Source organism: Nitrosospira sp. CT (assembly GCF_059489795.1).
Genome location: NZ_JCAHZJ010000059.1, coordinates 1 through 9,978, shown reverse-complemented (window position 1 = coordinate 9,978; position 9,978 = coordinate 1). Strand labels below are relative to the sequence as shown.

The 9,978-nt window shown below is 54.5% G+C and carries 7 protein-coding genes; 4 read left to right on the top strand and 3 right to left on the bottom strand.

What is annotated here, in order from left to right; all coding sequences use genetic code 11:
* Positions 1-245: 245 nt before the first annotated feature.
* The gene (locus tag AC52W5_RS09945; protein WP_495670887.1) at positions 246-560 is read right to left on the bottom strand and encodes a hypothetical protein; all 315 of its coding nucleotides are present in this window, start codon (positions 558-560) and stop codon (positions 246-248) included.
* 303 nt (positions 561-863) lie between these two features.
* On the opposite strand from AC52W5_RS09945, the gene AC52W5_RS09940 reads away from it, so the two are divergent.
* The 4 genes from AC52W5_RS09940 (at position 864) to AC52W5_RS09925 (ending at position 6,944) form a co-directional block, all read left to right on the top strand.
* Positions 864-2,264 carry a TolC family protein gene (locus AC52W5_RS09940; RefSeq protein WP_495670886.1) on the top strand — a complete coding sequence of 467 codons (1,401 nt, stop codon included), beginning with the start codon at positions 864-866 and terminating at the stop codon, positions 2,262-2,264.
* A gap of 112 nt (positions 2,265-2,376) precedes the next feature.
* The gene (locus AC52W5_RS09935; protein ID WP_495670885.1) at positions 2,377-3,531 is read left to right on the top strand and encodes an efflux RND transporter periplasmic adaptor subunit; all 1,155 of its coding nucleotides are present in this window, start codon (positions 2,377-2,379) and stop codon (positions 3,529-3,531) included.
* Positions 3,528-6,587, top strand: a complete 3,060-nt coding sequence (locus AC52W5_RS09930) for an efflux RND transporter permease subunit (RefSeq protein WP_495670884.1) — start codon at positions 3,528-3,530, stop codon at positions 6,585-6,587. The genes AC52W5_RS09935 and AC52W5_RS09930 overlap by 4 nt, the downstream gene beginning before the upstream one ends.
* Positions 6,588-6,605: 18 nt before the next feature.
* A complete protein-coding gene (locus AC52W5_RS09925) occupies positions 6,606-6,944 on the top strand; it encodes a P-II family nitrogen regulator (protein WP_074974448.1) in 339 nt (112 codons plus the stop codon).
* Positions 6,945-7,310: 366 nt separating this feature from the next.
* Here the strand turns inward: AC52W5_RS09925 and AC52W5_RS09920 are convergent, their stop codons facing one another.
* Positions 7,311-9,722: a cation-translocating P-type ATPase gene (locus AC52W5_RS09920; RefSeq protein WP_495670883.1), complete on the bottom strand. Its 2,412-nt coding sequence runs from the start codon at positions 9,720-9,722 to the stop codon at positions 7,311-7,313.
* Positions 9,656-9,832 carry a cation-transporting P-type ATPase gene (locus tag AC52W5_RS09915; RefSeq protein WP_495670882.1) on the bottom strand — a complete coding sequence of 59 codons (177 nt, stop codon included), beginning with the start codon at positions 9,830-9,832 and terminating at the stop codon, positions 9,656-9,658. Before AC52W5_RS09915 ends, AC52W5_RS09920 begins: the two co-directional genes overlap by 67 nt.
* Positions 9,833-9,978 lie beyond the last annotated feature (146 nt).

Sequence of the window (9,978 nt, the reverse complement as noted above, 5' to 3'; positions counted from 1 at the left end):
CAAACGCAATCTGCTGCTCGGTAAATTTGCTTTTCTTCACGTCATGACTCCTTTCCAAAAAGGTAAAAATCATGCCGGAAATTCTACTTTTAAATGGTACGGTTTATCGGGGTAGGGTCAGTTCACATATGTCAGGCATCCAGATGCGCAGGGGAAAGCAGGAAGCATACGCGGGCCGCATTCGGATAAGCAAGTGCGCCTGAGATGTAAGCCTCTCCGTGGACGCCGTTGATTTTCTGTGCGTATCAGGCGCGTCGCGTTATCCATCGGGCTGCCGCTGCCTGTGAGTACATCGATCTCGGTTTCCCGACGCTGACGCTGTTCGCTACGTTCACCTTGCTCGCCAGTTCCGCGGTTACTGGTTGTCCGCGAGCGAGCAGTTCAAGGACCGCCGCATGGCCCCATGTCCTGAAATAGCCACGACGGATACGCATAAATATTTCTCCACTTTCCCCGGTTTCCAGTTCGCATAATTCCCAAGAAAAACCCTGCCGCTCCTCGCGTGCGCGCGCATATTTCAACGGCAGCAGAGTATCTACTAAAGTGGGGGGCAGTACCATGATCATCTTCGCCCAGCAAAAGTCTCATAGAAAGTACACTCGTTGAAGAACATTTGATTATCATGTGACATCGAGGCTGCGCTCTTTTAGTTGTACCTGATTCTCACCAGACGAGCGTTATTCCGTTGGTACCAGAGCTCTCACGTATCATCTCGTAGGAGTTTTGAACATGCTTGAAGGCGTGCGAAAGGCATTTTCCTAGTACCGGAATTATCCGAACCGAAAGCCCCTCACCTTGCTTAGGTAATACTCAGCGGTAAAGATATGTATCCCGGAGTACAAGTTGATCGTGAGCGAGTTGATGTGCTTAATCTTCTGAGCAATGTGTTGCCTGCAGTACGAATTGCTCTGGGGATCATGCTGTTTTCGAGTATATCGGCAATGCTTCACGCGGCTTCTTTCACGGTTCAGGCAGAACCTGCAAAAGAGGAATTTTCCATCACCGAACAACAAGCGATCGCACTGTTCTATCAGCGCAACCTTGGCTTGATCGCCGCCAGCCTCAACATCGATAACGCCAGGGCCCAGGAAATCATCGCCGCAGCGATTCCCAATCCGGTATTCAGTTTTACAGTTCACGAACTGGCCCCAAAGGCATTCGCGCCAGAAAGCCGGCACCTGGCAATCCCCGCGTACTTACCGCAGATTCAGCAGCTCATAGAAACGGCCGGGAAACGGCGTTTACGGATAGAAAGCAGTGAACTGGCTACCGAGGCTGTGAACTTCGACGTGCAAGACGTTGCACGCGTGCTCACAAACACCGTACGGCGCAGTTTTTACAACCTCCTGTTGGCCCAGAAGACGATCAAGGTTGCACGGGATAACCTCGAGCATTATCGGGAAATTCTGAGGGTAAACGAAATACGGCTCAAGGTAGGCGATGTTGCGGAGATGGATTTCGTTCGTATCGAGGTTGAAAGCCTCAAGGTTCAAAGCGATCAGGATCAGGCAAGGGCTGCATTGAATCAGGCGCAGGCCGACTTGCTATTGCTGTTGGGCTGGCCTGAAAACAGCGTAGAAATCAATGCCGTCGAAACCTGGCCTCAAGCAACGCCCGAGATTGTGCTGGCCACGCAGGATCAATTGGTTGAACGCGCGCTGGAACGGCGTCCGGATATGCGCGCTGCAAGAGTACGCATCGCCCAGGCGCTAAAAGTGCTCACACTCGCGCAACGGCAGGTCATTCCCGATGTGACAATAAGCGCGTTCTACGATCAGGATCAGGGTAACCAGTTTCCGCGTACTGGCGGCGTGGGTATCAGCATACCAATCCCTTTGTTCTACCAGCAAAAAGGTGAAATCTCCCAAGCTCGCGTAGGTTTAACTTCCAGCGAACTGGCATTAAGGCAGGCCGAGTATGACGTGCGCGCTGAAGTCATGAAGGCCTCGGCAGCCTGGCAAAGCGCCGACGCCATAGCCCGACGCTTTGAAACTTATGTAGTCAAAAAAATCGAGGCATTGCGCAAGGCACAGGAAATTGCTTATCAAAAAGGGGCAGTGGGAGTGCTGGATCTGATCGATGCTGAGCGAAGCTATCGGACAATTATGCTGGATTATTATGCCGCGCTGGCAAACCGCAGCAAAGCCTGGGCGGATTTGCTGATGGCATATGGTGAGGAAACCGGAAATCCGCGCTATCAATCCGGCAGCAACCAGGATGATTGGCGGTCTGCGCGTTCGCACCGGGTGAATTTCGGTAAATAACCCTTTGCAGCCTGACGTGCCGTTTATCCCATCTTCCTGATCCTGACAGTCTGCATCCTGCATCATTCCTCCATGAAGCTAATCCATAGCGCCTGAACGGCTTGAATATGAAATGAAGTTACACCTTGTTATTCAGCTTTCGACAGGATTGCTGTGCCTGTCCCTGCTAGCTTGCCAGCAGCAAAACAACAGCGAACCGCAACACACGGTTGTTCTCCCTCCCGCGGGCGAAGTGATATTGCGGCCGGAATCGCCCAAGCGTCAGTATATCGAGGAGGCCGTTATCGAACTCGTTCAGCGGCCATTGATGGATCCCGTCACGGGCAAGATTACCTATGACGAAATCCGCACGGCGCGTGTCTCCTCGCCGATTGCCGGACGCGTAATCGGCGACATTGCCCCATTGGGAGCATCGGTTCGCAAAGGCGACACGCTGGCGGTGCTGGATAGCCCGGACCTTGGAGAAGCGCAATCCGCTTACGCGGCCGCCATGGCCGATCTGAATCTTGCCGAGAGGAATTTTCAGCGGGTACAGGAGTTGTATGATAACGGCATTGCGCCGCGCAAGGAGCACGAGCAGGCCGAAGATAATCTGACACGCACGCGCAGCGAGGCCGAACGGACCAGGCTCAAGCTTGCAAACCTGGGGGCGCGTCCGGGACGAATGGATAACCGCTTTTCCCTGCGCGCATCCATCCCGGGAACGGTCACGGAACGCACTATCAATCCTGGGATGGAAGTCAGGCCGGACCTTGCTGCACCGCTGTTTGTCATTTCCGACCTGCGCCAGTTATGGGTGCAGATGGATATTTTCGAGAAGGATATCGGCCAGATTCACATAGGCACAAAGATTGTGCTGAAAGTGCCTGCCTATTCCGGCCGGAATTTTAATGCGACTGTCAGCTACATCAGTCAGGTGGTGGACGAAAGCTCGCGTACGGTAAAAGTGCGCTGCATTCTGCCTAATGAGGATGGCCGCCTGCTGCCCTCCATGTTCGCCGCCATCGATGTCCAAAGCGATCCGGGCGATCTCGCAATTGTCGTGCCATTAACGGCACTATTTACCGAGAACGAGTCCGACTGGGTCTATGTGGACATCGGAGATTACCACTACCGCAGGCGTCCGGTTAAAGTAGGCCTGCGTCTCAAGGACCGCGCCGTAATTCTCGAGGGTTTGAAGCCGGGTGAGCGCCTGGTCGTGCATGGCGCCCTGCTGTTGCGCACCGAGCAGGACACCGAGCATCAAACCGGCGAAAGCCCGCCGTGACTTATAAAATAATCGCGTTCTGCCTGCAGCAGCGCCTGCTGGTCCTTATTGCATCGGGATTGCTGGCGGCCATCGGCCTCTTTTCGTTCGAGCGTCTGCCGATACAACCCTTCCCTGACGTTCAGAATGTTTTCGTCCAGGTCGTGACGCAATACGCGGGACAGGCCCCGGAAGAGGTGGAAAAACTTATCACCCTGCCGATCGAAAAGGAAATGAACGGCCTGCCTGACCTGATCAACATACGTTCAGTATCCATTTTTGGCTTGTCGGTGGTTACCCTGACCTTCGACGATGCCGCCGAGGATTATTTTTCGAGGCAGCAAGTGCTGGAGCGGTTGAAATCAGTCAGCCTGCCAGCGGATACCAAGCCTCTGCTCGGGCCCCTGTCAACGGGCATAGGAGAAATCTATCGCTACCGTTTGGAAGCACCGGGGGTTCCGCTGGTGGAACAGCGCGCGCTGCAGGATTGGGTAATCGAACGCACCATTCGGTACGTCCAGGGCGTAGCGGATGTGGTGGCCTTCGGAGGCGGCATCAAGGAATACCAAGTTCAGGTGGATCCGAACAAGCTCAAGAATTACAAGCTGACGATTACCGATGTCTATACGGCCATTAACGCCAACAACGCCAGTATCGGCGGCGGCTACATCGAGCACGGCAGCGAAGCATTGGTGGTTCGTGGCGCCGGGCTGCTGAAATCACTGGAAGAAATCGGCAATATCGTTATCGCTAGCAACCAGGAGGGGGTTCCCGTTTTTGTCAAGAATGTTGCCGAGGTGGTCATCGGCCCTGCTCCGCACACGGGGCTGGTCGGTTTCAACGAGCACGATAATGTGGTTGAAGGCATCGTCCTCCTTATCAAGGGCAAGGACGCGAATGAAGTACTGAAAGGCGTCAAGGCCAAAATCGAGTTTCTCAATAATCACGGACTGCCGCCCGGCATCAAGATCATTCCCTTTTACGACCGAACTGAACTGGTGCGGCATACCGTTCATACGGTCGAGCACAATATGTTGCTCGGCGCAGCACTCGTGCTGGCGATACTGGTTATTTTCCTTCGCCGGTTCTGGGCCGCGTTGGTGGTGATCATCGTCATTCCGATGTCCTTGCTGTTCGCATTTATCCTGATCGAAACCTGGCATATTTCCGCCAATCTCATTTCGCTTGGCGCCATCGACTTCGGTCTTATTGTGGATGCGGCGATCGTGCTGGTCGAAGCTGTCATGGTCCAGGTAACGCTGGAGATGCGCCAGCACGCTACTGCGGCGCACATGCGGCAATCGATGCTCATCACTGCAGCCGAGATGTCCCGACCCATGCTTTTTTCCCAAGCGATCGTGATCGTCGCTTTTCTGCCGATTTTTACCTTTCAGCGCGTTGAGGCGAAAATCTTCTCACCAATGGCCTACACGCTCAGTTTCGCCATGCTGGGCTCCCTGATCATCAGCCTGACCCTGATACCCGTACTATTAAGTTATATGCTGGGGCCAAAGCTCACGGAGACGCATAATTCCCTGGTGCACGCCATGGAACAGCGCTACCACAAATTACTGGAAGCGGTATTGGCCAAGCCTAGAAAGTTATTTGCCGTTGCCGGAATCGCGCTGGCCTTGTCACTGGCTTCCACGCCGCTGATCGGCACCGAATTCATGCCCAAGCTCGATGAGGGTAATATTTGGCTGACCATCACCTTGCCAACACCGGTTTCGTTGAACCGAGCAAAACTTCTGGAACAAGAGATACGGGCAAGCATACTCGAATTCCCCGAAGTCAAGTCCGTGCTTACACAACTTGGGCGCCCGGAGGATGGCACCGACCCCAAAGGTTTTAATAATCTGGAACTTCTCATTGATCTCAAGCCGAAGGAAACTTGGCGGTATGGCAAGAAAGACGATCTGGTCAAGGCCATGAATAAGCGCCTGCAAGTGTTCCCTGGCCTGCTGCTTAATTTCTCCCAAGTGATCCAGGACAATGTCGAAGAGGCGATTTCCGGGGTCAAGGGCGAAATCGCCATCAAGATTTTTGGCCAGGACCTGAAGATCCTCCAGGAGAAAGCCAACCAGATAACAGGAATTCTGAGAACCATAAGGGGTGCTACTGACGTGGCGGCTGAACAGCAATCAGGACTGGCTCAGCTCCTTATCTCCATAGACCGGGCTAAAATTGCCCGCTATGGTATTAATATTTCCGACGTAGAAGATGTAATCGCCATGGCCGTCGGCGGCAAGGCCGCAACGCAAATTCTTGAAGGAGAGCGCCGCTTCGACGTCACTGTGCGGCTGACGGAGGGGACGCGTGATTCCGTGGGAGCGATTGAAGACATAACCGTTCTCTCACCTAATGGCGGGCGCATTCCGTTGGCCGAACTGGCCGAGATCAAGGTCAATCAGGGCGCTTCCCGCATCAGCCGGGAGGACAACATGCGACGTATCGCCATCAAATGTAACCTGATCGGACGCGATCAAGGGAGCTTCGTAGCAGAGGCGCAAAAAAAAGTCGCGCAACAGGTTCAGCTCGGGCCAGGTTACGATATTGTCTGGAGCGGCCAGTTCGAGAACCAGCAGCGTGCAATGAAACGCCTTTATTTTATTGTCCCCGTGAGTTTGATGCTGATTTTCCTGTTGCTGTTCTGGACATTCCAGTCGGCCAAGCATGCATCGCTCATTGTCATGAATGTGCCGTTCGCGCTGATCGGCGGCCTGGTCGCCCTCCTGCTGACAGGCATTCACTTGAGTGTATCGGCAGCGGTAGGTTTTGTTGCCTTATTCGGCATCGCCGTGCAAAATGGGGTGATCCTGATATCTAAGGTCAACCTGCTCCGGCGGGAGGGGCTTCCTTTACATGAAGCCGTTCTGCAAGGCTCCATCAGCCGCCTGCGGCCTGTCGTGATGACAGCGCTCGTGGCAATGCTGGGGCTGTTGCCTGCCGCGCTTTCCAGCAGCGTGGGAGCGGAAGCTGTCAAGCCTTTCGCAACGGTCATTATCGGCGGGCTCATGAGTGCCACCATTCTTACCCTGACCATGCTTCCTGCGCTCTACTCGAATTTTGAAGAATAATCACAACCCACTGCCCTCATGAAAGAAATCCGCGCATACATTGAACCCTTCATGTTATCCAAGGTAACGCAGGCGTTACTTGAAATTCCGGATTTCCCAGGCATGAGCGTCTCGGATTGCTACGGTTTTGGCAGAGGGCGGGTCGCCGATAGCAGTTTCGATCCTTATATGCCGAAAAAACGCATCGAAATTTTTGCTTCCGATGAGCAAGTGGACAATATTTTCAGCACGGTTATGCAGGCCGCTAACACCTATCAGCGCGGCGCAGGCAAAATTTATATCATAGATGTGGGTGAAAGTGGAAACATCAGCAGTGGAGAACGTCATCAGGAAGATTACCCTTCCAGACCGAAGTAACGATCATCAAAAGATGTTGTATTCATGCCCGATATGAGTATGAGCTCAAATTCTCGGGATAATGGGGTCACGAGGTTCCCACCCAGATCTCCGCGCCGATACGGACTGATGTAGCCACCGCAGCGAAGGGCATGGCCAGGTCCTATACAGGGCGATCCGCGAAGTGGCGTCGAAAGAAGCTCATCAGCCACTCGAGCAACCCGCTGCTTAAGCCTATGCCTATATATGCGATAACTTCCCTGACACCCAATAGGCACCCACTGCTCGAAGCGATCTAAGTCCTCGGCGGCGTAAGCGGCACCCACCAGCGGACCGAGGGACGTTCCGCATACCAGATTCGAACACCTGCTTGCTCAAGCGCCCGGGTCACGCGGATATTTGCTTGTGTACCTGGATCAGCTTCATGGTTTCAAACAGGCCGAATGTTGCCAAGCCGGCAAAAAGGCAAAATGCGACCTCGGGAAGTTGTGGCCTACCGAAAGAGAACAGATCGCTTAGTGCCGGAACGAAGACAACCAGCCCAAGGGCGCTCATTGCTCCTCCTGTCACCCACCAAAGAGCCGCATTCTGCGATTTAAGGGAGGCAAATGCCGACCTTGATCGAGACCGGTTTGTAAAAATCAGACCCACGCTGGCCACGACCAGAGTCATGAAAGTTATTGCTCGCGACTCATCGGCTCCGAGCCCGCGATAGAGCGCAAAGCTGAATATCGCCTGCACGATCAAAAGCAGAACCAGGCCCTGCCCAAATCCGAGGATCAACAGTTCACGATCGAAAAGCGGAGTGTCCGGGGCTCGCGGAGGTCTCCGCATAATGTCCGCCTCCTCGCGCTCCGCCTCGAAAACGATGGAGCATGCCGGGTCGATGATCAATTCCAGGAATAGAATATGCACTGGCATGAGAATTACGGGTAAGCCCATTATCACGGGGATGACAGACAGGCCAACGATCGGGAGGTGGACCGCAATAATGAAAGCGCTGGCCTTTTGCAGATTATCGAAAATCCGCCGCCCGAGCCTCACTGCCGAGACGATTGAAGAAAAATCGTCGTTTAGCAGCACCAGCGCGGCAGACTCGCGCGCGACGTCCGTCCCGCGCTTCCCCATGGCAATACCGATGTTCGCCGACTTCAGTGCGGGCGCATCATTGACGCCATCCCCGGTCATGACCACGACTTCACCGCTCGCCTTGAGTGCGTTCACGATGCGTAGTTTTTGTTCGGGCACGACTCGGCAGAAGATATTTACTGCCCGGATACGCTCCTGAAGCTCGGCATCGCTCAGGCTATCCAGCATAGACCCAGAGATCGTATTTTCTGGCGATTGAATCCCGATCTGCCGCGCAATATTCATTGCCGTGGCCGGATAATCGCCGGTAATCATTATCACCCTCAACCCGGCGGCCTGGCTCTCCTCGATTGCAGCAGGAACCTGCGGGCGGATGGAATCCGCCAAGGCAATCAGACCGAGGAACTGAAACGTGAAATCATGCTGGAGATCAGGTAGCCGCTGCTGGTTGAATTCAGCCTTGGCGACTCCCAGCACGCGCAAGCCTTGCTCAGCCAGGCTATTGACCTGAGTGATAATCCCTCGCGCAGAATCCGAATCAAGATGGCAGAGGTCGATGATCGCTTCGGGTGATCCCTTGGCGGCAATGGTATAGTTCACCTGATCAGGAGACTGCCAGACACGGGACATGGCCAGTAAGTCGTGCGAGAGAGGATATTCGCTCATCAACCGCCAATCGCCATGCAAATGCTCGGTATGGGCCAGCAGCTTGTGCGCGGAGTGGCGGATTGCGATCTCCATCGGGTCGAACGGCTCCCGGTGGCTTGCCAGAACGGCGAATTCAAGGGTTTCATGGAATGTTTCCGGCAGACCGAATGAATCTTTTCCCGCAGCATCAAAGACCTGGCCTGCGCTGAATATCCGTGCAACGGCCATCCGGTTTTGGGTGAGAGTCCCTGTCTTGTCAACACAAAGGATGGTGGCCGCACCGAGCATTTCGATTGCAGGAATTTGCCGAGTGAGCACTTTTTCCCTCGATATGCGCCACGCGCCCAATCCCAGGAAGACCGTGAGGACAACCGGCAATTCCTCGGGAAGAAGCGCCATCGCAAGCGTCAGCCCGGCGAGAAAGCCATTCAGCCAGTCGCCTCGAGTGGCTCCATACCAAAGCGCAACAATGCTCGCCAGCGCAAAACCGATCCAGGATACTCGCTTCACCACACTCGCAACCTCGCTTTGCAAGCGTGTTGGTTTCTGCTCTATGCTCGCGAGCGCCTTGCCGAGCTGACCAATGGCGGTGTCAGTGCCTGTCCGGGTAGCTACCGCCATCCCCTTTCCCTGCACGACAAGCGTGCTGGAAAAGATAAATGGCAAATCATTCCCGCCTGGCACACCCATTTCCTGGGAATGACCGTCACTCGCACGCTTACGTACGGGAACAGATTCCCCCGTGAGCGCCGATTCATCAACGGGCATGTGAGCAGATTCCAGAAGAATGGCATCCGCTGGAACACGATCCCCCTCAGACAGGATGATGAGATCGCCCCGAACCACTTCGCGGCCAGGAATACGCTCTTGCTTTCCTCCGCGGATAACGAGCGCACGGGGACTGGAAAGATCGCGCAGCGCACCCAGCGCCCGTTCGGTCTTGCGCTCCTGAATAAAAGTGATACCCATGACAACGAATACGAAGCCAAGCAGCATCAGGGCCTCCTGCTTGCTTCCCAGGAGCAGATAGATTGTGCCGCAGGCGACCAGAAGCATGAACATGGTTCACGCGCCACTGAAATTGCGATGGCGAGCACATTGCGCGGCTTTGCCGAAGGAAGTTCGTTATATCCATTCTCGGCGAGGCGCCGGACGGCTTCATCATGAGTCAAGCCGGTCAGCGGATCAACTTCGGGTGGTGGAGTTGCCCCTATTAAACCGGACAGGATGCGGTTAGTAACTGGCTGCGGATGAATTGTCTTGGCGACTTCATCTTGAGCCCCTTGTGAGGATGATATTCATTGTAATCCTCGAACCA